We start from the raw sequence: 21829 nt of genomic DNA, 5'->3' as shown, positions 1-21829 counted from the left end.
GTGCAAGGTGGCTCTTTCAGAGTATGAAAAGCAGATTCTGGCTGAAATGGAGCAGCATCTGCGCCAGCAGGATCCTGACCTCGCTGACACAATGGCCTCCTCCCTTCCCGAACCAGAACCGGAAGTTAGCGCGCAGCCCGCTGCGCCACTTTCACCCAGGCGCATTGCTCTGGGCTCCATCCTTGCCACCGTTGGCCTTGCATCCGTTCTGATCGGGGTAACGATCGCAGTCACACTTTGGACCATCCTCCTCGGAGTCCTGGGTTTCGCGATGATGGTGTTTGGTGTCCTCTATGCGCTCAGTTCTGACAAGAAGGCCCAGGCACCTGGTTCGGTGAAAAGCCACGCTCCTCGCAGCCCTCGTCCAACTCGTGAAGAGAAGGAAGAGCAGAGGCGGGAGCGGTGGAACAACAGGGGCCGCAGGGGTTAGCGGGCACAGCCCACAGGTTAAACAGAGATGGAGTCGCGTTGAGCGGCTCCATTTTTTGTGTCCCAATCACCCACATTGCAGACCTCATCCAGCAGAGCTGACACAAACTTGTGAAAAATCCCCCCACTTCCCACCACAAGAGTTTGCCTTGTAATACCAACGACCTATTTTCCTCAAACCGATCTGTGCGTGTCTTTTATCCAAAAGGTGGAGGGAAGTGGAGTATTGTGGTCGCAGTGAGAGGGGGTGGGGTGTGTTCCTTGGTACTTACGAACCGAAGATGGACGACAAAGGTCGCGTCATCATGCCGGCAAAGTTCCGTGAGCAGTTTGCCGACGGTCTCGTTGTTACGCCTGGTCAAGACAGATGTCTTTACGTCGTATCTGCCAAAGAGTTTGAACGCATGATTGATGACCTCGCGAAAGCCCCCAGTGCCGGCAGAAACACCCGTGATTACATTCGCGTCCTCATGTCCGGTGCCTCAGATGAACTGCCTGACAAGCAAGGTCGCATCACGATCCCGAACAGGCTGCGAAGCTACGCGGGTCTCTCCAGGGACCTTGTAGTGGTTGGTGTGGGCACAAGGGCCGAGATCTGGGATGCCGACAACTGGGCCCGCTACCTCTCCGCTCAGGAAGAAGCCTTCTCTCAGAGTTCTGAGGAGGTCATTCCGGGGATGTTCTAACCCATGCGGGCACTGCACGTGTCGTCTGACTTCACTTCCCCGTTGTCAGAACCACTCAGTGCCCGCAGGGCCAGACACCACCAACGCGGTCACCACTGGGTGAGCCCGCACAGTCAGTGGCAAAGACACGGTTCACTACGGACCGAAGATCAATCAAAACACCTGGTGGGAGTGCAGTGAAGTACTCCTCTGAGAACTCGAAGGACGCGAGAATGGCAATGGAGGTACCTCTTCACAAGCCGGTCATGCTTGACCGCTGCCTTGACCTCCTCGCACCCGCATTCGAAGTTTCCAACCCCCTGATGGTGGATGCCACGGTCGGCCTCGGCGGACACACGGAAGGTGCTCTGAAGAGGTTCCCCCAACTGACTGTGATCGGGATCGATCGTGACCCGTCGGCACTGGCCTACGCCTCTGAGCGTCTTGCCCCGTTCGGGGACCGCTTCATTCCATTTCAAGGCACCTACGACCAGATTCCGCTCGCACTGGACGACCGCCTCGCTAACGGCATCCTCATGGATCTTGGCGTCTCCTCGATGCAGCTCGATGAGGTCGAACGCGGTTTCTCCTACGCCCATGACGCCCCGCTTGACATGCGGATGGACCCAACCTCCGGTGAATCTGCAGCGGAACTACTCGCTCGCGTTGAACGGGGAGAGCTGGTGAGGATACTTCGTCGCTACGGCGATGAGAAGTTTGCTCCGCGTATTGCAGACCTCGTCATTCGGACTCGCTCGGTGACCCCACTGACGACAACCGGCCAGCTGGTTGAGATCATCAGAAGCGCAATCCCCGCGGCTGCCCGGCGCACAGGCGGCAACCCGGCTAAACGTACCTTCCAGGCCATTCGGATAGCAGTCAACGACGAACTGGGGATTCTAGAGGCCGCCGTCCCGGCCGCGCTCGCAAGCCTGACCGTTGGCGGACGTCTGGTGGTTGAGTCCTACCAGTCCCTGGAAGACCGAATTATCAAGGAGATCTTCCGAGAAGGTTCCGATCCGCACGTCCCCGCCGGTTTGCCAATGACTGCCAGTGACCTAGACAAGTTGCGTTCTCTGCGACTCCTTACCAAGGGGGCAGAACGAGCGCCCGCCGAAGAGGCCGCACAGAACCCCCGATCCATTCCCGTTCGCCTTCGAGCCGCAGAACTACTCACCCCGTGGAGGAACCATGTCAGCTAGCGCCGCTAAACTGCTGCCCCAGTCGGCACCACTTTCCTCACCGCACACTTCCCCCGAGAGGCAGGCGGACCAGCGACTCTACGTGGTAGCGGGTCAGAAGGTAGCCGTTAGGTCATCGGTCTGGCCCTTCATCCTCATCGCGGTTCTGCTAGTGGTGTTCACGATTGCCCTGCCAATGGTGGTCAACACCCAGATGGCTCAGCGGGCCTATGAGATCCGTGACCAGCAGATTGTGCTCGCAGAACTCAACGCGCAGGTCGAAACTCTCGAGGCTGAACTTCTTGAGGCGTCGTCTCCCCAGAAGCTTGAGGAGCGCGCCCGCAGTATAGGTCTGGTGCACGCTGGAAGTATCGGAGCCATCTCTCTTGACGGAAAGAAAGTCGAAGGCGGGGGACCTGCACAGTGAGTGACGCACCTGCTCGCGCGCCACAGAAGTCAAGGACCTCCCAGGCAAAGCGGTCCCGATGGTTGCTCATCGGGACCGTCATCATGCTTCTGGTGGCGGCCATCCAGCTGTTCATGATCCAGATCGTCCGCGGAGCTGAACTTGCGGAACAGGGTAGGCAGGTCAGAACCTCAGCCAACGCCATTCAGGCACCGAGGGGCACCATCGTCGATGCCAATGGAACCGTCCTCGTCGAGTCGAGGATCACCTACCATATTGCGGCCAACCAGCAGGCTCTACGCGAATACCGCCATATTGAAGACGGAGAGATAGTCGGTCGCGGACCGGCAGAAGCCGCTCGACTTCTGGCACCCCTACTCGAAATGAATCAAGCAGAGCTCGGGGGCATGCTTCTCGGAGACAGTACCTACCACTACCTGGCCAAGAATGTTGATCCTGAGACCTACCGGGCGATCCGCAAGCTGGGGATCTATGGCATTGAGTGGGAACCGGTGTTTGAGAGGATGTATCCGGCGGACTCACTCGCAGGGACGGTCCTCGGTAGCATCGACTCCGAAGGCAACGGCAACTCCGGCCTCGAACTTACCTACCAGGAGGAGCTGACGGGAACTTCCGGCGAAGAGTCCTACGAAATCGGCCCGACAGGTGCGGTAATCCCGGGGGCAAAGGTGACCTCCAAGGAAGCTCGTCCCGGGGACACCATCAACACCACCCTGATCGCTGACCTGCAGCATGCCATCCAGAGCGCAGTCGACTCGTCCGTTGAGTTCCACAATGCTGAGTGGGGAGCTGCGGTGGTCATGGATGTCGCCAGTTCAGAGATCCTTGCGCTGGCGGATTCGGGGACGGTTTCCCCAGCCAAGGGGCCGCAGGCTTCGAATGCCATCCAAATGGTCTATGAGCCAGGCTCAGTTGGAAAGATCTTCACCTTCGCCGGGGCCCTAGAGAACGGTGTCGTCGAGCCGGAAACCCCCATCACCATGAGTGATACCTACACCACTGGGGGACAGACCTTTAGCGATATGGTGCCGCACGAACCATTCACAAAGACCGCCACCGGTGTCCTCGCCCAGTCCCTAAACACCGGCACAGTCATGATCGGTGAGCAAATCCCGGCAGAGGAACGCTACGACCTGATGCGTAGGTTCGGCCTCGGACAGCTCACGGGAGTCCAGGTCCCCGGTGAGTCACCGGGACTACTGACAGAACCGTCCACCTGGGATGGAAGAACCATTTACACGACCACCTTCGGTCAGGGCTACGCAATCAATGCTGTTCAGGCGGCCTCTGTCATGGCAACCCTTGGCAACGGGGGGGTGCGTCAGGAACCAACGTTGGTCAAGGGCTTCACAGATGCGGATGGGATTGAACGCACAATTGACCGTCCAGTGCCCACTCAGGTCGTGGAACCGGAAGTGGCGCAGACGCTTGTACGAATGCTCGAGTCGGTCACCAATGAGGGTTCCGGCGTCCTCGCCGTGGTTGACGGCTACCGTGTTGCATCAAAGACAGGAACTTCCGAAATAGGTACGGGCGGGACGGTCTCGAACATGGTTGCGCTGTTCCCGGCCGATAACCCGCAGGTGGCCATTTCCGTGGTCCTCTACAAACCGACCTACCTGTACAAGTCGGGTGAGTCGGCCGCCCCACTGGTCCACAAGATTGTCTCCGACAGCATCCGAGTCCTAGGCATCGCCCCCTCGAAGGAAGGGCCCAACCTGTATCCGAGTGAGCCGGCGAAGTAGGTCCTAGTCGTTCCGGCTGCCTTGTATCCCAACCCGAGGTAGCGAAGACTGACACCAGTTATTGAGTTTGATTGAGGAGGGCGAATGTTGCGCTCGCTTGAGTGGGTAGCAGGTGCCGTATCCGGTGTGGTGCACCTACCCGAAATGAACGGTAACCCCGCCACCATCCTGGTAGACATTGCGAAGGCGACGACGGATTCGCGGGAGTGCGAACAGGGCTCGATCTACTTCGCCCGATTCGGTGAGGAAGCCGATGGGCACAGCTTTATCCCGCAGGCTATTGCTGCGGGAGCGGAGCTGGTAGTTGGTGAACGTCTCATCGAAGACATTTCAGTTCCGCAGATAATCGTCGAGAACGCGACAGTGTCTCTGGGAGGGCTGGCGCACCGTCATCTTGAGGACCTGCGGGATCTGGGACCCATCCAGGTAATCGGCGTAACTGGATCCGCCGGCAAAACTACGGTCAAGGACCTGCTTGCCGGCATGTTCGCACGTTCTGGTCCAACCGTTGCCCCGGTTCTGTCATTCAACAATGAGGTGGGTTGTCCCCTGACGATCCTCAAGGCCGCCCCGGAGACTCGGTTCCTCGTCCTCGAGATGGGGGCGTCTGGTCCCGGACACATTCGCTACCTCACCGATATCGCTCCCCTCGATGCTGCGATTGAGCTGATGGTCGGCCGAGCCCACCTGGGTGGCTACGACTCGGTGGACAGTCTGGTTGAGACAAAGCGTGAGTTGGTTGAGGGGCTGCGAACCCACGGGGTTGCGGTGTTGAACGCGGATGATGAGGCAGTGGCTGCCATGTCAAGCCATGCTCCCGGGGAGGTCATCTACTTCTCTGCAAGCGGTCGTGAGGACGCCCCCGTTCGCGCTACCCACGTGCTGCTTGAGGAGGATGGGTGCCCCAGTTTCGTGCTTGAAGCCCCTGACTTTAGAGGCCGCGTGAAGCTGCGCCTAGCTGGACTTCACCAGGTTGGTAATGCGCTGGCTGCAGTGGCCGGGCACTACGCTCTGGGCTGCTCCACCATTCAGGCGGTGCGCTCCCTGGAAGAGAGCACCCCGGTCTCACCTCACCGGATGGCGATCACTGAGGACGTCCTCGTCGAAGCAGCACATGGAAGGTCTGTCACCGTCACGGTGATCGACGACTCCTACAATGCCAACCCCGACTCGATGCGGGCCTCTTTCGAAGCGGCAAACTCCATTCGAAGGGGGCGGCGCCTCGTCATGGTGCTCGGTGAGATGCTGGAACTTGGTGAAGGTTCGGATGAAATTCACCGTGAGGTTGGTCTCGCGCTAGCCGAGGCCGAGCCCGATGTCGTAGTTACCATCGGTGCGGGTGCGTCCCCACTTCTGGAGTCGCTGAGTAGCGGTGTGACGACCTATTCGACGTCTGAGGTGGACTTGGCGCTTGAAGCTGTTCTTGGGGAGCTTCAGACAGCTGACGTGGTTCTTCTCAAGGGATCGAACGGATCGGGAGCCTGGCGGGTTGCTGAAGCACTACTGGGGAAAGCGTAGGATCGAGCCGAATGGGCGTATTGACCGAACACACGGAGGTTAGCCGATGATCGGCGTGATCGTCGCTTTCGCGATTGCATTCTTGGCCAGTCTTTTCGGGACCCCGCTCCTCATCAAGTACCTGGTCAAGAAAGAGTACGGACAGTTTGTCCGCCAGGATGGGCCCACGGCGCACTTCACAAAACGTGGCACCCCCACCATGGGTGGCATAGGAATCATCTTTGCTCTCCTTCTGGGAGTGTTCGTCGGTTTCGGGGTCAACGGGTCTTGGCCTTCCTACTCTGTCTGGCTCCTGATGTTCCTCACCGTGGGTCTCGGCACGGTTGGTTTTCTGGATGATTTCATCAAGATTCGCAAACACCGTAGCCTCGGCCTCAACCCCCTGGGAAAGATTATTGGCCAGGTGGGGGTGGCAACGATTTTCGGGGCACTTCTTCTCCTCAACCCCAACTCTTCCGGGCGTACCCCGGGATCCATGGAGATCTCGATCTTCAGGGGTGTTTCGATCAACCTTGCCTTTGCGGGTGTGGTTATCGGCGTCATCCTCTTCCTGATCTGGATTAACTTCCTCGTAGCCGCCTGGTCGAACGGTGTTAATCTGACCGATGGCCTGGATGGTTTGGCAACAGGTGCGTCGATCGGAGTCTTTTCGGCCTACACGATTATTTCCTTCTGGCAGTACAGTCAGGCGTGCTCCCGCCACGTCGGAGGGATGAACGTCTGCTATGAGACGCGGGATCCGCTCAGCCTGGCGATCTTCTCGGCCGCAGTCGTCGGAGCCCTGATTGGATTCCTGTGGTGGAACACCTCTCCGGCACAGATCTTCATGGGAGACACCGGTTCGCTTGCCCTCGGTGGGGCATTCGCCGGTCTGTCCATCATGTCGCACACCGAGCTTCTCGCGGTTGTCATTGGCGGCCTTTTCGTAGCGGTGGTTCTTTCGGATGTCATCCAGATCGGCAGTTTCAAGATGACGGGCAAGCGGGTCTTCAAGATGGCTCCGCTTCACCATCACTTTGAACTTTCGGGGTGGAAGGAAGTGACGATCGTGACCAGGTTCTGGATTGTGTCGGCACTCTTCGCCGTAACGGGGGTCGGCCTCTTCTACTTCGAATGGGTTTCGGGACTCCAGTGAGCCACCCTCGTGCCGCAGTGGTAGGACTCGGTGTCTCCGGCCGGGGGGCGGCCCGTCTGCTGCATGAACGCGGCTACAGCGTCACAGTGTTTGACCAGGTCACCACGCAGTTACCTGACGATCTCAACCCGCTGCACTTTGACTTGCGTAGCTACCCGGATGCCACGCGTCTTGCCGAACAGATCATTGCGCTTGCACCCGCCCTCGTCGTCCTGTCCCCGGGGGTTCCTGAGTCGTCGCCGATCTCCCAGTTGACGCGCCAATCCGGACTGGATGTGATTGGTGAGGTCGAGTTGGCTTTCCGCATCGGGACGGCCCAGAGTGACCCGGCCCGATGGCTCGCTGTGACCGGTACCAACGGGAAGACCACGACGGTTGGCATGGTCGGCGCAATCCTGGCCCGGGCAGGTTTGGACGCGATTGAGACAGGAAACATCGGCTATCCGGTAACCCGGGCCGTCACCGAGGGACATGAGGTACTGGTAGCCGAGCTTTCGTCATTCCAGTTGGCAACGACGGCAACGCTCGCCCCCTGGGCAAGTATTTGCCTCAACGTTGATTCAGACCACCTGGACTGGCATGGCAGCATCGAGGCCTACCGCTCAGCCAAATCCAGAGTTTATGACCGTGTCCAGCGTGCTCGGCTGGTGTTTGCGGATGATCCGGTGGTTGCTGAGATGGCTTGCCATGCAACTGACTCTGAAGGTTCAGTCGTCGTACCTTTAACCTTCGGCGTTGTTGGCAGCGGTGAAATCGGAATCGTCGATGGGATCCTCATTGACCTGGCTTTCCTTGACGCGAAGAGCGAGGAGCCTGAGGTAGCTGACCTCAGCCAGGTACCGCTGCTGCGTGCCGCCCTAACCAACAGGGACGGAGCCTCATCTCCGCTGGTTCGCGATGCGCTGGCTGCGGCGGGACTTGCTCGATCCGTGGGGGTGACGGGCGCGGATATCATCGCGGGGCTACGGGACTTCCAAATGGCTCCGCACAGGTTTGCCCTGGTGCCGACCGAGGATGGCAGAACCTGGATTAACGACTCAAAGGCCACCAACGTCCACGCTGCCTCCGCCGCTCTTGAGAATGTGCTGCCCGGTACGACGGCGTGGATCCTTGGGGGTGACACGAAGGGGCAGGATCTCTCCGGGTTGATCGCCACAGCCGCAGACAGGGTCAAGGCAGTGGTGGTAATAGGTTCGGAACAGCAGGAAATACTCCGAATCCTGGCGGAGCAAGCCCCGGATCTTCCCGTAACTGCGGTTCCCGGCGACGGTGAACCTGGGAAATGGATGAAGGAAGTTGTGCGCGCCTGCCTCGAAATGACGGAGCCGGGGGATAACGTGTTACTCGCGCCGGCCTGTGCGTCCTGGGATCAGTTTGCGAGCTACTCGCAACGGGGGGATGCGTATGTCAGTGCGGTGAAAGAAGTTGTCGGAGGTGAGGGGTAGGGACATGTCTTCTCAGTCCACGCCGAAGCGAACCCTTCGCCAGCGGGTGCCGAGGATCAAGTTTGCCCCTTCAGGTTCAGAGCCGAAGCCTCCTTCACCGATCACCACCTACTACCTGATCCTGGTTCCCGCAGTCTTTTTGGCGTTGTTCGGTCTACTGATGGGCTTCTCAGCAAGCGCAGTGACGAACATTGCGATGGGTGTGAACCCCTATGTCCCCTTTCTGAAGATGGTCGGTATCGCCGTGCTGGCACTGGGGGCCGCTGTCGGTGCCGCGCTGGTACCGGCGCGTCTGTGGGAAAAGTTCGCACCGACAGTCTTCCTGATTGCTCTGGTACTACAGATTGCCGTTTATTTTGTCGGCATCGGTGAGGGTGGTAATACCAACTGGTTACCCATCCCGGGGACAGGTCAGGTCATTCAACCTTCTGAGTTCCTCAAGCTGGCAACCTGCCTGGTGCTAGGGCGCACCCTGAGTGCCAGGTCGACGGACTTGAACAACTGGAAGCAGGTTGTCGTCCTCGCCGGTCTGCCGGCGCTCTTTGCGGTCGGAGCAGTCATGCTGGGCGGCGATATGGGTACCGCCCTGGTTTTTGTGGGGCTTGTGTTCGGGGCTCTCTGGGTGGCGGGTATCAAGGCCTCATGGTTTGCCATACTGGGTATAGCGGGCGGTGCCGCGGCAATCCTCCTGGTTGCTATCAGTCCCTCGCGGACCCGCCGTGTCCTTGAGTTCATCCCGGGCTTTGGGACACCGCCAAACACCGCGGCGCCGACACAGACCGATCACGGCCTCTGGGCACTTGGTTCCGGGGGATTGACCGGGCTTGGCCCCGGAGCTTCTCGGGAAAAGTGGAACTATCTTCAGGAGGCACACACGGACTTCATCCTCGCCATTGTCGGGGAAGAGTTCGGCCTTATTGGCAGCCTGACCCTGCTCGCCCTACTCGGCCTTCTCATCTACGGAACGCTGCGTTTGTCAGCTAACGCAAAGTCTCGTTTCATTGCGATTACCGCGGGGGGTGTTGCCACCTGGCTGATGGTGCAGGGTCTGATCAACATCGGCACCGTCACGGGGCTGGCCCCTGTCATTGGGGTTCCATTCCCACTTGTCTCCTACGGCGGCTCATCTTTCCTCTTCACGGCGATGGCAATCGGGGTCCTCCTTTCCTTTGCTCGGGAGGAGGCCGGCATGCGTCGCAAGGGCCGTCTCAACCCGGACACAGCAGGACGTGATCCGCGCAGGGCGCCAGCACCGCGAACCCCGCGTCGCAGTTCCTCAAGAGTTGCGGCCTCGCCCTCGGCACCCCCGACCGTTCCTCCGGCCACCGGACTTCCTCGAGCGCCGAAAAGACCCGCTCCAGCCTCGGATCGGTCTGGACTCAAGACTCAGAAACCATTCGACCCGGAGGCATCCTAAATGGCGCTACGTATACTGCTCGCAGGTGGAGGCACAGCCGGTCACGTCAATCCGCTGCTGGCAACAGCCGAGGTGCTGCGAGAGCGCGGCCACGAGGTCTCGGTGCTGGGGACCGCGGAGGGGCTTGAGGCCGAGTTGGTCCCAGAGGCCGGTTTTCCGCTTCTCACCATTCCGCGGGTCCCGATTCCCCGTCGTCCCTCACCAGAGCTGTTTACCGTCCCTTCGAGGCTGACCCGAGCGGTGTCTCTGGCGGGAGAGGCACTCGAGGGAATCGACGTTCTCGTTGGCTTCGGGGGCTATGTTTCAGCCCCCGCCTACATCGCTGCCACTAAGAAGGGGGTTCCCTTTGTAGTTCAAGAGCAGAACGTGCGGCCAGGTCTAGCGAATCGCCTGGGAGCCCGTAGGGCGAGGTCGGTTTCATTGGCCTTCCCCCAGACCAAGCTTCAAGCTGCCCGAGGGAGGACTGTCTTCACCGGCCTCCCTCTTCGTCGATCGATTGTTGAACTGGCTGAGCAGCGCTTGACACCAGACGGAGCAGCCAGGGGGCGGAAGAACGCTGCCCATGAGTTCGATCTTGATCCCCAGCGTCCGATCCTCCTTGTCACTGGTGGTTCGCTTGGTGCTCAGCACCTCAACGAGGTCCTTATTGAAGGAGCCCAGCTGTTCGAGGGCCAGGTGCAGATACTTCACGCCACGGGCAGGGGTAAATCTGAAGAGGTGATGGCTGCGGCCGCGCAGAGACCGGACCTCACCTGGGTCGTTCGCGAGTACATTTCGAACATGAATGATGCCCTTGCGGCAGCAGACCTGGTCCTGTGCCGCTCTGGAGCGGGTACCGTTGCTGAGCTGGGGATCCTCGGCATCCCTGCATTTTATGTCCCGCTCCCCATCGGAAACGGAGAGCAGCGTCGTAATGCTGAACAGCAGGTTGAAGCGGGCGGCGCAATTTTGGTTGAGGATCGAGACTTCAACTTGAAGGTCCTGCGTGAACGGGTTCTGCCGCTGCTGACAGATCCGCAGCGTCTGCGTGCCATGGGCAGAGCCAACCGTTCAACCTCCCCGGGAGACGGAGCCGCACTCCTCGCCGACCTCGTAGAGGAAGCCACTGGAGGTCGAGAATGAGTCGGTCCACAGCACTTGAGGGTCAGTCGTTCCACCTCATCGGGGTGGGGGGAGCCGGGATGTCCGTGGTAGCTGAGCTACTGAAGGGACAGGGGGCAGAGGTGACCGGGTCCGACCGACAGGATTCAGCGGTCCTGCAATCACTGATTACGAAGGGGATTGGGGCGTACTTTCCCCACGATGCTGACCGGGTTCCCGAGGCGGCTACGGTGATTATCTCTTCAGCTATTCGCGAGAGTAACCCCGAGTTGATCGTGGCGCGAGAGCGAGGACAGAACGTGGTTCATCGCTCCAGGGGCCTTGCCCTGGCAGCCGAGGGACAGCCTTTCGTTGCGGTCGCAGGGGCCCACGGTAAGACTTCAACCTCGGCAATGATCGCGGTGGCACTCCTCAACTCCGGGGTCGATGCGTCATATGCGATCGGGGGACCCGTCCTCGGTGAGGGGTCGGGTGCCCGCGTTGGAAGCGAAGTGTTCGTGGCGGAAGCCGATGAGTCGGATGGCTCCTTCCTTCACTATGCGCCTGCGGTAGAGGTCATTACTAACGTCGAACCGGACCACCTTGACCACTATGCTTCAAGGGACGAGTTCATTGGAATCTTCCGCCAGTTTGTTGACCGTCTGATTCCTGGTGGGACGCTGATCTGCTGCGCTGAAGATGCGGGTTCCGCCGAGATTTCCCAGTACGGTCGTACTTCCGACGGCAGAGAGCACAGGGTGATCACCTACGGGCGCCCCGAGCGCAGCATCGTAGCTCCCGAGGTGGAGATCACCGACGTGGTGATGACCGAGAAGTCCGCTGCAGCCGTCTTCAACTTTGAGGGACAGAGCTACCCTCTCCGACTCGGAGTGACCGGTGAGCACAGCATCTTGAATGCGGCTGGAGCCTGGGCCGCCTGCGTTGCCTGCGGCGTTGACGGGATGGTGGCAGTCGAGGCCCTCGGACACTTTAGGGGAGCGGGGCGGCGTTTTGAGCTTCGCGGTGAAGTGGGCGGGCGCCGTGTTTACGATGACTATGCACACCACCCAACCGAGGTTGAGGTCGCCCTCAGGCAGGCAAGGATCGTGGCGGGTGAAGGTCGTGTCATCGCGGTCTTTCAGCCCCACCTCTACTCTCGTACCCTCAGCTTCGCTGACCGTTTTGCGGAGGTCCTCTCGGGGGCGGATGAGGTGGTCCTCGCCGATATTTACGCCGCACGCGAGGATCCGATATCGGGCGTCACCACCGCACTGGTTGCGAACAGTCCGAAGATGAAGTCTGGTGCACACCTGGTTCCCGATATGGATGAGGCCGCGCGCAAAGCGGCACTACTAACCAAGCCCGGTGATGTTTGCATCCTGATCGGTGCGGGTGACATCTTCCTCAGGGCTCCACTGGTTGAGTCGGTGTGGCTGGAGGAGGACGGGAAGTGAGTTCATCCCGTCCCACGAGACCGAGGGCCGGGGATGGAACCTCATTGAAGTCGTCTTCGTCAGCCACCAGCGTCCGCATCGACCTGCGGGATCGCACCAGGGAACGACGGCTTGCACGTCGTCGACTGGTGGCTTTCCGTTTTCTGATGGCAGCACTTGCGACCGCCCTTGTGGTGGGGCTGGTTTGGGCGGTCTTCTTTTCGTCTTTGCTGGAGCTTCGTGAGGAGGCTGTGGTCGTCGAAGGAGCCCAGTCGGGAGTGATCAGTGGGGATGTTGCCCCCATCGTGGCCCAGTATGAGGGGACCCCACTTCTGAGAGTCCCCACCGGAGCTATTAGAGATGAGCTCTTGGACCGACCGCTTATCGCAGACGCGGAAGTCTCCCGTGCGCTTCCACACGGACTCAACATTGTGATTTCAGAGAGGGTGCCGGAAGCGATGGTTGTAGTTGAGGACGGGTATGCCCTGGTGGGATCGGATGGCGTCACCACGGCTATCTCGGCCGAACCTATCGAGGGACTTCCCGTGGTCCATGTGACCGCAGCGGATGATGCCCACCGTGTCAAGCAGGCGGCTGAAGCTGTTGAGGTCTGGAGTAGCCTTCCGGCGGAACTGCGGGAACAGGTCGCCTCAATCAGCACCACGGACGTGGTGGTTACTCTCGATCTAACTGACGGGGCGAAAGTGGTTTGGGGGGAGGCGGGAGAGAGCGACCTGAAGGCCGAGGTTCTGGCACTTCTGGTGGAGCAGCGTCCCGCCGCGGTCTACGATCTACGCAACCCGAGAGAACCGGTCACAAGGTAGTGACGCCCCTGTGATCCGCTGGGTAGTTCAACACGCCGCGCGTGGTGCTTGAACCCAATTGCGAACACCCCTACGGTACTTCCGCTAGAGCAATGACCATATCCAACCTTCAACTTGAACCTTAGGGTTTGGTGCGAAGTTGTAGACCTCCAGGGGGACCAGTGGCGGTACCGCAGAACCATCTCGCAGTCATCAAGGTTGTCGGAATCGGCGGCGGCGGTGTTAATGCAGTGAACAACATGATCGATGCCGGCCTCAAAGGCGTTGAGTTCATTGCCATCAACACTGATGCACAGGCCCTTCTGATGTCCGATGCTGAAACCAAGCTCGACATTGGACGTGAACTGACGCACGGCCTAGGTGCCGGGGCTGATCCCGCAGTGGGACGTAAAGCTGCTGAGGACCACGCTGACGACATTGCCGAGGCCGTGGCCGGCGCAGACATGGTGTTTGTGACCGCCGGTGAGGGCGGTGGAACCGGCACCGGTGGCGCGCCGGTCGTCGCCAAGGCAGCCCGTGATGCCGGAGCACTGACAGTGGGTGTTGTTACCCGACCGTTCTCGTGGGAGGGTCGCCGCCGCTCGCAGCAGGCAGAGTCTGGTGTAGAGGCACTCCGTGCCGAGGTCGACACTCTGATCGTCATCCCGAACGACCGACTGCTTGACATCTCTGATCGTGATATCTCGATCATTGATGCATTCAAAGAGGCGGACAAGGTTCTTCTCTCGGGCGTGCAGGGCATTACTGAACTCATCACCACACCCGGGTTGATGAACGTTGACTTCAACGACGTCAAGAGTGTCATGAAGGACGCGGGTTCAGCCCTCATGGGAATCGGCGCCGCGACCGGCGAAGACCGAGCTCTCCGAGCAGTCGAGACGGCAATCTCTTCGCCTCTTCTCGAAGCTTCCATCGATGGCGCCCACGGTATTCTCTTCTTTGTTCAGGGCGGCCCGGACCTCGGCCTCCACGAAATCATGCAGGCGGCCACTCTGGTCCAGGAAGCTGCTCACGAAGAAGCGAACATCATTTTCGGCAACGTTGTGGACGAGTCCCTGGGCGACGAGGTGCGTGTCACCGTTATCGCGGCTGGATTCGACCAGAAGGCACAGAAGGCTGCGGCACGCGAAGAGGCCGCCAGGGTGGCACGGGAGTCACTTCCCGTTGCGCCGCGCTCCAATGCTCGCGACTCAGCGCCCCTCGCAACCCCGCCCGCCCAGCGTCGTGTCATTGATTTTGATCCCGAAGATGTTGAACCAAGAGTTCGTACGGCCTCGGCCCCCCAGGTTCGCTCGCATCGTGCTGCGCCCGAAGTACCAACTCGCACGGGTGCTATGGCGGCACTGCGAGCTGACATCAAGCGTCCCCGAGATACCGTCGCCGAGGGGTTTGAAGCTCCCCGTGTCTACGTAGAGGAAGTCGCCGACGAGGAACTCGATATTCCCGATTTCCTTCGTTAGAACCCGGGTGTCAGGGCGGGACATGCCGTGTCATATCCCGCTCTGACACCCGAGGTGCATTACCGTACTAAGTGTTGTGACCGCTCAGGGCGACTTTGATGCCGTGGCTCAGGTCAGTTGGATGTACTTTCGGGGAGGCAAGACAATGGCCCAACGTTTCAACCGCGCTCTTGAGGTCATGGGTTGGCGCGTCCCAGACGAGGACAACCAGTCATTTGAGGATGACTTCGAGCTTCAGGCTGATGCAGAGGTTCGGGAGGTTGACTTCCAGTCTTATGCAACCGTGTCTGAACCAACCTTCAACGTGGTTGAGGAATCTGTTCAGACTTTGCGACGCATCGTCACTGTCCATCCCGCCTCATACGCGGATGCTCGCCTCATCGGAGAGTCCTTCCGCGACGGCACCCCTGTGATTGTCAACCTTGAGGAGTTGCCGGACACAGAGGCTCGGCGAATCATCGATTTTGCCGCGGGTCTTGTTTTCGGCCTCCACGGTGAGATTGAACGTGTGACGGCACGGGTCTTCCTTCTGTCTCCTCGGGATGTTGAAGTTTCCTCTCGCAACGACGGTCGTGCCCATAACCTCTTCAGTTAGGGGATAGAGCCTGTGGGCCTCTTCCTTGTAGTGCTCGGCAAAGCTATTGCATGGGCCGCATCAATCTACACTTTCATTCTGCTAGCCCGCGTTATTCTTGACTGGACCCGGGTTCTGGCACCCCGTTGGGTACCTCCAGGTGGACTCCTGGTGGTGATCGACTGGGTGTATCGGCTCACTGATCCACCCATTCGCTGGGTGCGGCAGTACATTCAGCCGATTCGGCTGGGCACAGTGGCGATCGACGTGGGTTTTATCGTTGTTTTCGTTGCTGTTGTTATCCTTGAACGAGTTGGAAACTGGTTGGCATACATGGGGTATGTGAACCTGTAGCAGGACCTCGGCTTGCTCAGCGTTGTTGTAAATGTTGTGATTGTTGCGCAAGTTGCATGAGGTGTCGCTATGATTTACCCGTAAGCAGTCTGGTTGACTAAGGTGAGCCAAAAGCTGCTGGCCGTCGGCGCCACCATCCGGTGGAGTCGGTGTTTACGCATTGACGATGACAGAGGTGAACAAAATGGCGCTCCTATCCGCCGACGACGTTCTGAATAAGACTTTTCAGTCCGTCAAGTTCCGCGAAGGATATGACCAGGTCGAGGTCGATGAGTTCCTCGATGAGGTCGTCGCAACCATCTACGCACTGACAGTTGAGAACGCAGAGCTCAAGGAAAAGCTCGCTGCTGCGGAGCAGCGTGCCCAGGGAGCACAGTCAGGCGAGGGCGCCTATGTTGCCCCCGAGGCTGAGACAGTGATTGTTGAAGCTGTAACAGTCGAACCTGAACCAGAACCAGTCGTCGAGCAGCCTGCTCCGGCTGCTGAGGCGACCGACCAGCAGGCCGCAGCGTCAATGCTGGCCCTTGCACAGCGCCTCCATGACGAGTACGTCAATGATGGCCGTGAAGAGGGTGAACGTATTGTCGCAGAGGCCCACGAAAAGGCGCAGGGTATCGTGTCTGAGGCCAATAGTCAGCGTGATGAGGTTCTGACCCGCTTGACCACCGAGAAGGCTGAGCTCGAGGATTCGATCAACAGCCTCCGTGGATTTGAGGCCGACTACCGCGCTTCCATCTCCGAGCACCTGCAGAAGCTGCTCTCTGACCTCCAGTCAGAAGCAAAGCCCGCATAGGGCGCAGACTCTTAGTCGTCGCAAACCCGCCCGTGTCGAATACGCGGGCGGGTTTGACACATCTGCACCGCTCAAACCGGTGTTGAGTTGTGAGTTTGGCCGGGGGCTTCGCGAGGGCTGCCAATGCGCGGGCTAGGATAGAGCCCTATGCAAGAACAGTCAGCAGGAGCCGCTCTTAAAGGTAGCTCCCCACACAGTCGTCCCCGCAGATCCCTCTTCTGGCTGGTTGGCCTCGTCGCGATCTTCGCTGGTGCAGCCGATCTCCTGACAAAGGCCTGGGCGCTAAGGAACCTTGAAGAAGGGGTGGCTGAGCCGTTTATCGGTAGCTTTATCAAGCTCCAACTGATCTTTAACCCGGGGGCTGCCTTCTCGCTTGGTTCGGGTTCAACCTGGATCTTTACGGTTCTTTCCGCCGTGATTCTCGGCGTTATCATCTGGTACTCAACCAGGGTTACCAACCCGTGGATGGCCGTCCTGCTCGGGTTCATTGCGGGTGGCGCAGCAGGTAACCTTTGGGACCGACTCACACGTCCTCCGGGGTTTGGGCGGGGACACGTGGTTGATTTCTTAAATTACAACGACTGGTTCATCGGCAATGTCGCTGACATCTGGATCGTTGTCGGCGCCATCGTTCTTATCTTCTGGAAGCTGTTCGAAGAGGACGATGAAGATGTGGCTGCTGAGGGATCAGTCCCTGGGTCTGGAAAGCATGAGTAACTTGCGGATGCTGCCGGTCCCTGAGGGTCTAGCAGGAGAGCGGATCGATGCGGCGCTGTCGCGTCTACTTGGCCTCTCAAGAAGCCAGTGTGCCGCGTTGGTGGCAAACGGGAATGTTCTTCTAGACGGGACCGTTCCCCCCAAGTCAACGAGACTGGTGCCGGGGTCAATCCTTGAGGTTGAAGTTCCCGAACCCGAAGCGAAGCCTGAGCCGACAACAGATCTTGAGGTGCTGTTCGAGGACGAGGATCTCATTGTCATCAACAAGCCTGTCGGCGTTGCCGCACACACCGGGCCAGGTTGGGACGGTCCGACCGTAATTTCCAGCCTGGAGGCTGCCGGAGTGCGGATTTCGACCTCGGGTCCCACCGAACGGCAGGGAATCGTTCAGCGACTGGACGTGGGAACCTCCGGAGCGATGATGGTTGCCAAGTCCGAGTTGGCTTACGGGAGGCTCAAGAATGCGTTTCGTAATCGAGAGGTACGAAAGATCTACCACGCGGTAGTCGAGGGACATCCCGATCCAAGTCGAGGAACGATTGATGCACCTATCGGCCGCCACCCCTCCAGGACCTGGCGGATGGCGGTAACTGAGGATGGGAAGAGGTCGATCACCCACTACGACGTCGAAGAGCTGATGGCGGGCGCCGCACTCCTTGAAGTCAACCTTGAGACGGGGAGGACCCACCAGATTCGGGTGCACATGGCTGCAATCGGACACCCCTGTGTCGGGGATGTCTTCTATGGTGCCGATCCCGTGAGGGCCGACAACCTCGGGTTGGTCCGTCAGTGGCTCCACGCGGTAGAGGTCGAGTTTAAGCATCCCCGCACTGAAGAGCGAGTTACCGTTACCGCTCCCTATGCCGAAGATCTTCGAGACGCACTGGAAAAGCTTCGCGGCTGATCGCGACGGGTTTCCCTAGCGGAGCGTGGGAGTGCGTTCCGCCGGGGGGCTAGCCTCGAAGGACACGCCGACGACACGCTGTGGGACCATCGAGTTTCCCACTGGAGTCGACTTCGGGACCTCTGATGTCGGCGGCCGTCGCTATGCTTCCTGGCATGACTACAACGCGTGACGGCTTCGTTCATCTCCATAACCACACCGAGTACTCCATGCTGGATGGAGCGGCGAAAATTAAGCCGATGGTTGCTGAAGCTGTCCGGTTGGGTCAAACCGCCCTCGGAATTACGGATCACGGTTACCTGTTCGGGGCGTATGAGTTCTATAGGGAATGCACTGATGCAGGGATCAAGCCCATCATCGGACTGGAGGCCTACGTGACCCCTGGAACATCCCGATTTGATACGTCAAAGGTGCTGTGGGGCGAACCGTGGCAGAAAGATGATGATGTCTCCGCCCGTGGAACCTACACCCACCTGACCCTCCTCGCTCACAGTACCGAGGGGGTGCACAACCTGTTTCGCATGGGATCCATGGCTTCCCTTGAGGGGCAGGTGGGAAAGTACCCGCGTATCGACAAGGATCTGATGTCGAGGTACCACGAGGGGATTACGGTACTTTCGGGGTGCCCTTCGTCAGCTGTTCAAACAAGGATGCGGCTGGGTCAGTGGGACCAGGCTGTTGAGGAAGCCTCCGAACTGAGGGACATCTTCGGCGCTGAGAACTTCTACATCGAAATGATGGACCACGGGATTGAGATTGAGCGAAAGACCCGGGATCAGCTTCCCCGGCTCGCCAAGCTTCTCAATGCGCCCCTGGTTGTCACCAATGACTCCCACTACGTCTCTAAAGAGGACGCACGAACCCAAGAGGCGATGCTTGCCCTGCAGTCGACGACGACCCTGCTTGACAAGCCCTATCACGAAGGGGGGCCGAGGTTTGCCTTCGAGGGGGACACGTTCTACCTCCGTTCTTCAGAGGAAATGCGCAGGACCTGGAAAGAGATGCCACATGCCCTGGACTCAACCCTCGCCATCGCCGAGAAGAGCGATGTCAGCTTCCGCACCACAGACGATGGGGCGAACTTCATGCCGCGATTCCAAACTCCAGAGGGAGAGGATGAGCGGTCATGGTTCGTGAAGGAGGTTCGTCGAGGTCTGCACAGGCGCTTCGGAGAGAAGATCCCGAACCATGTCCTTGACCGGGCAGAGTTCGAAGAGGGGGTCATCCTGCAGATGGGGTTCCCGGGGTACTTCCTCGTCGTCGCAGACTTTATCTCCTGGGCCAAAGAGCGGGGGATTCGGGTCGGGCCGGGTCGCGGCTCCGGTGCGGGTTCCATGGTTGCCTACGCCATGGGGATTACTGATCTGGACCCCATCGAACACGGACTGTTGTTTGAGCGATTCTTGAACCCTGAGCGCGTCTCTATGCCCGACTTCGACGTTGACTTCGATGAGCGTCGCAGAGATGAGGTTATTGCCTACGTCCGCGACAAGTACGGGGATGACAGGGTTGCTCAAGTGGTCACATATGGCAAGCTCAAGTCGAAGCAGGCACTCAAAGACTCCGCCAGAGTCCTGGGGCGAGAGTACAGGGTCGGGGAAGAGCTGACGAAGGCACTCCCGGGCGATGTGATGGGGAAGTCGATGCCGCTCAGCGGCATCTTTGATGAGAACCACAAGAGATACAGCGAAGCTAATGAGTTCCGGAAGCTGTATGAGGAACGCCCGGATATCCATGAGGTGTTTGACCTGGCCCAGCGCCTTGAGGGTATTACCAGACAGTGGGGTGTCCACGCCTGCGCTGTGATCATGTCCAGCGAACCACTAGCGGACATCATCCCCGTGATGAAGCGTCCTCAGGATGGCGCCATCATTACCCAGTTTGACTATCCCTCCTGTGAGGATCTGGGGCTGCTCAAGATGGATTTCCTCGGGTTGCGCAATCTAACGGTGATCTCAGATGCACTGGAGAACATTCGTCTCAATGGCAAAGAGGTCCCCGATCTTGATGCGCTGCCACTTGATGATAAGAAAACCTATGAGCTTCTTGGGCGAGGGGAGACACTGGGCATCTTCCAGCTTGAGGGTGGGGGCATGAGAGAGCTGCTTGCCGTCATGCAGCCGGATAACTTTGAGGATATCTCCGCCGTGGGTGCCCTGTACCGACCCGGACCGATGGGGGCAGGTTCGCACACGAACTATGCACTGCGCAAGAACGGGCGCCAAGCTGTGGTCCCGATCCATCCTGAGCTTGAGAAGCCGCTGGAAGACATCCTGGGTACTACCTACGGTCTGATTGTCTACCAGGAGCAGGTTATGCAGATTGCCCAGAGGGTCGCAGGTTACTCCCTCGGACAGGCAGACATGCTGCGCCGGGCCATGGGTAAGAAGAAGAAAGAGATTCTTGACAAAGAGTTTGAACCGTTCAAAGAAGGCATGTTTGCCAACGGTTTCTCTGCGGATGCCGTCAACACACTGTGGGGCATCCTTGTTCCGTTCTCCGACTATGCCTTCAACAAGTCTCACTCTGCGGCTTACGGGCTCGTTTCTTACTGGACTGCGTACCTCAAGGCAAACTTCCCTGAAGAGTACATGGCTGCCCTGCTCACGTCTGCAGCTGCCAACACCGACCGCCGAGCCCTCTACCTTGCGGAATGTCGCCATATGGGAATTGAGGTGGCGCGACCAGACGTCAACTTCTCCCATGATGTCTTCACAGCGGACTCTGAGGGTGTCCGCTTCGGTATGGCGTCGATTCGTAACGTTGGTAAAAATGTTGTTGATGGCATTGTTGCGGCACGGGAAGAGAAGGGGCGCTTCACCTCCTTCCAGGATTTCCTCGACAAGGTTCCTGTTGTGGTCTGTAACAAGCGCACCATCCAGTCGCTAATCAAAGCCGGTGCATTCGACGGCTTCGGCCATCCTCGCCGAGCTCTGCTGGCACGCAGTGATGACGCGGTAGATGCTGTTATTGACCTCAAACGGAACGAGGCACACGGTCAATACGATCTCTTTGCAGAGATGCTGGGGGGTAGCTCCGGAGCCTCGACCTTCACGGTTGAGATCCCTGATATCCCAGAGTGGGACCGGAAGCAGAAGCTGGCTTTTGAGAGGGATATGCTGGGCCTCTATGTTTCTGACCATCCCCTGCGGGGCATGGAGAGGTCCCTTCCTCGCTACCAGGATGTAGAAATTGGCAAACTCAAGGAAGACTCTCGAAAGTACGACAATCAGCGCGTAACGATCGCCGGGTTGGTAACAGGGCTTGAAGTTCGCCTCAACAAGCAGGGTCTTCCGTGGGCCAAGGCCACGATTGAAGACTTCAGTGGTTCCATGGATGTTCTCTTCTTCCCCCGCCAGTACGAGGGGATCGAGGAGATCCTTCAGCAGGACCAGATTGTCGCAGTAACCGGGCGTGTGGGAATCCGTGATGAAGCAGTCTCAATGACGGGAAGCGCAGTTCGAGTCCTTGAGTTGCGTGATCGCAGTGACCAGCCAGTGGAGATCACGATGTCTGCTGACCAGTGCTCGCCGGATAACCTGCGTGAGTTAGCTCGAGCAGTTCGGATGTATCCAGGCGGGACACGGGTCCGGGTTAATCTCCGTGACCGTTCGAAGCAAACCACCATCGATCTGGGCGACAAACTCCTGGTCGAGCCCGGTTCGTCCTTCTACGCCGCAGTCAAGGGGCTACTCGGAGCTGATTCAATCTCCTGAACTACCAACCTC

The 21829-nt window shown here is 59.0% G+C and carries 19 protein-coding genes; all 19 read left to right on the top strand.

Annotated features, from left to right (window positions below; translation table 11 throughout):
* The first annotated feature begins 7 nt into the window (after positions 1–7).
* Complete coding sequence (locus CS903_RS03320; RefSeq protein WP_099332120.1) at positions 8–430, top strand: DUF3040 domain-containing protein; 423 nt, start codon at positions 8–10, stop codon at positions 428–430.
* A gap of 253 nt (positions 431–683) precedes the next feature.
* Positions 684–1115: a division/cell wall cluster transcriptional repressor MraZ gene (gene mraZ / locus CS903_RS03315; protein ID WP_099332119.1), complete on the top strand. Its 432-nt coding sequence runs from the start codon at positions 684–686 to the stop codon at positions 1113–1115.
* Between the two features lie 212 nt (positions 1116–1327).
* Positions 1328–2296 carry a 16S rRNA (cytosine(1402)-N(4))-methyltransferase RsmH gene (rsmH, locus tag CS903_RS03310; protein WP_099332265.1) on the top strand — a complete coding sequence of 323 codons (969 nt, stop codon included), beginning with the start codon at positions 1328–1330 and terminating at the stop codon, positions 2294–2296.
* A complete protein-coding gene (gene ftsL, locus CS903_RS03305; RefSeq protein WP_099332118.1) occupies positions 2286–2702 on the top strand; it encodes a cell division protein FtsL in 417 nt (138 codons plus the stop codon). Before rsmH ends, ftsL begins: the two co-directional genes overlap by 11 nt.
* A complete protein-coding gene (locus CS903_RS03300) occupies positions 2699–4447 on the top strand; it encodes a peptidoglycan D,D-transpeptidase FtsI family protein (RefSeq protein ID WP_129587576.1) in 1749 nt (582 codons plus the stop codon). The genes ftsL and CS903_RS03300 overlap by 4 nt, the downstream gene beginning before the upstream one ends.
* A gap of 84 nt (positions 4448–4531) precedes the next feature.
* Positions 4532–5965 carry a UDP-N-acetylmuramoyl-tripeptide--D-alanyl-D-alanine ligase gene (locus tag CS903_RS03295; protein ID WP_099332116.1) on the top strand — a complete coding sequence of 478 codons (1434 nt, stop codon included), beginning with the start codon at positions 4532–4534 and terminating at the stop codon, positions 5963–5965.
* Positions 5966–6011: 46 nt separating this feature from the next.
* Entirely contained in the window at positions 6012–7100 is a 1089-nt protein-coding gene (mraY, locus tag CS903_RS03290; protein ID WP_099332115.1) for a phospho-N-acetylmuramoyl-pentapeptide-transferase, read from the top strand.
* Positions 7097–8545 carry a UDP-N-acetylmuramoyl-L-alanine--D-glutamate ligase gene (gene murD / locus CS903_RS03285; protein WP_164996655.1) on the top strand — a complete coding sequence of 483 codons (1449 nt, stop codon included), beginning with the start codon at positions 7097–7099 and terminating at the stop codon, positions 8543–8545. The genes mraY and murD overlap by 4 nt, the downstream gene beginning before the upstream one ends.
* Positions 8546–8549: 4 nt before the next feature.
* Positions 8550–9962 carry a peptidoglycan glycosyltransferase FtsW gene (locus CS903_RS03280; protein WP_099332113.1) on the top strand — a complete coding sequence of 471 codons (1413 nt, stop codon included), beginning with the start codon at positions 8550–8552 and terminating at the stop codon, positions 9960–9962.
* Positions 9963–11084, top strand: a complete 1122-nt coding sequence (gene murG / locus CS903_RS03275; protein ID WP_099332112.1) for an undecaprenyldiphospho-muramoylpentapeptide beta-N-acetylglucosaminyltransferase — start codon at positions 9963–9965, stop codon at positions 11082–11084.
* Complete coding sequence (murC, locus tag CS903_RS03270; protein ID WP_099332111.1) at positions 11081–12496, top strand: UDP-N-acetylmuramate--L-alanine ligase; 1416 nt, start codon at positions 11081–11083, stop codon at positions 12494–12496. The genes murG and murC overlap by 4 nt, the downstream gene beginning before the upstream one ends.
* Positions 12493–13299 carry a cell division protein FtsQ/DivIB gene (locus tag CS903_RS03265; RefSeq protein ID WP_099332110.1) on the top strand — a complete coding sequence of 269 codons (807 nt, stop codon included), beginning with the start codon at positions 12493–12495 and terminating at the stop codon, positions 13297–13299. Before murC ends, CS903_RS03265 begins: the two co-directional genes overlap by 4 nt.
* A 161-nt stretch (positions 13300–13460) precedes the next feature.
* A complete protein-coding gene (ftsZ, locus tag CS903_RS03260) occupies positions 13461–14759 on the top strand; it encodes a cell division protein FtsZ (protein WP_099332109.1) in 1299 nt (432 codons plus the stop codon).
* Between the two features lie 145 nt (positions 14760–14904).
* On the top strand, positions 14905–15354 hold the full coding sequence (locus CS903_RS03255; protein ID WP_099332264.1) for a cell division protein SepF: 450 nt from the start codon (positions 14905–14907) through the stop codon (positions 15352–15354).
* A 12-nt stretch (positions 15355–15366) separates the two neighbouring features.
* On the top strand, positions 15367–15687 hold the full coding sequence (locus tag CS903_RS03250) for a YggT family protein (RefSeq protein WP_242491730.1): 321 nt from the start codon (positions 15367–15369) through the stop codon (positions 15685–15687).
* A 184-nt stretch (positions 15688–15871) separates the two neighbouring features.
* Positions 15872–16480, top strand: coding sequence for a DivIVA domain-containing protein (locus tag CS903_RS03245; protein ID WP_099332262.1), 609 nt, complete (start codon positions 15872–15874; stop codon positions 16478–16480).
* Positions 16481–16627: 147 nt separating this feature from the next.
* Positions 16628–17197 carry a signal peptidase II gene (gene lspA, locus CS903_RS03240; protein ID WP_099332108.1) on the top strand — a complete coding sequence of 190 codons (570 nt, stop codon included), beginning with the start codon at positions 16628–16630 and terminating at the stop codon, positions 17195–17197.
* A 7-nt stretch (positions 17198–17204) separates the two neighbouring features.
* Positions 17205–18101, top strand: coding sequence for an RluA family pseudouridine synthase (locus CS903_RS03235; RefSeq protein ID WP_099332107.1), 897 nt, complete (start codon positions 17205–17207; stop codon positions 18099–18101).
* 155 nt (positions 18102–18256) lie between these two features.
* Positions 18257–21817: a DNA polymerase III subunit alpha gene (dnaE, locus tag CS903_RS03230; protein WP_099332261.1), complete on the top strand. Its 3561-nt coding sequence runs from the start codon at positions 18257–18259 to the stop codon at positions 21815–21817.
* Positions 21818–21829 lie beyond the last annotated feature (12 nt).

Origin of the sequence: Actinomyces minihominis, from assembly GCF_900187855.1 — a bacterium.
Lineage (GTDB): Bacteria > Actinomycetota > Actinomycetes > Actinomycetales > Actinomycetaceae > Scrofimicrobium > Scrofimicrobium minihominis.
This window is presented reverse-complemented; position numbering and strand designations above follow the sequence as displayed.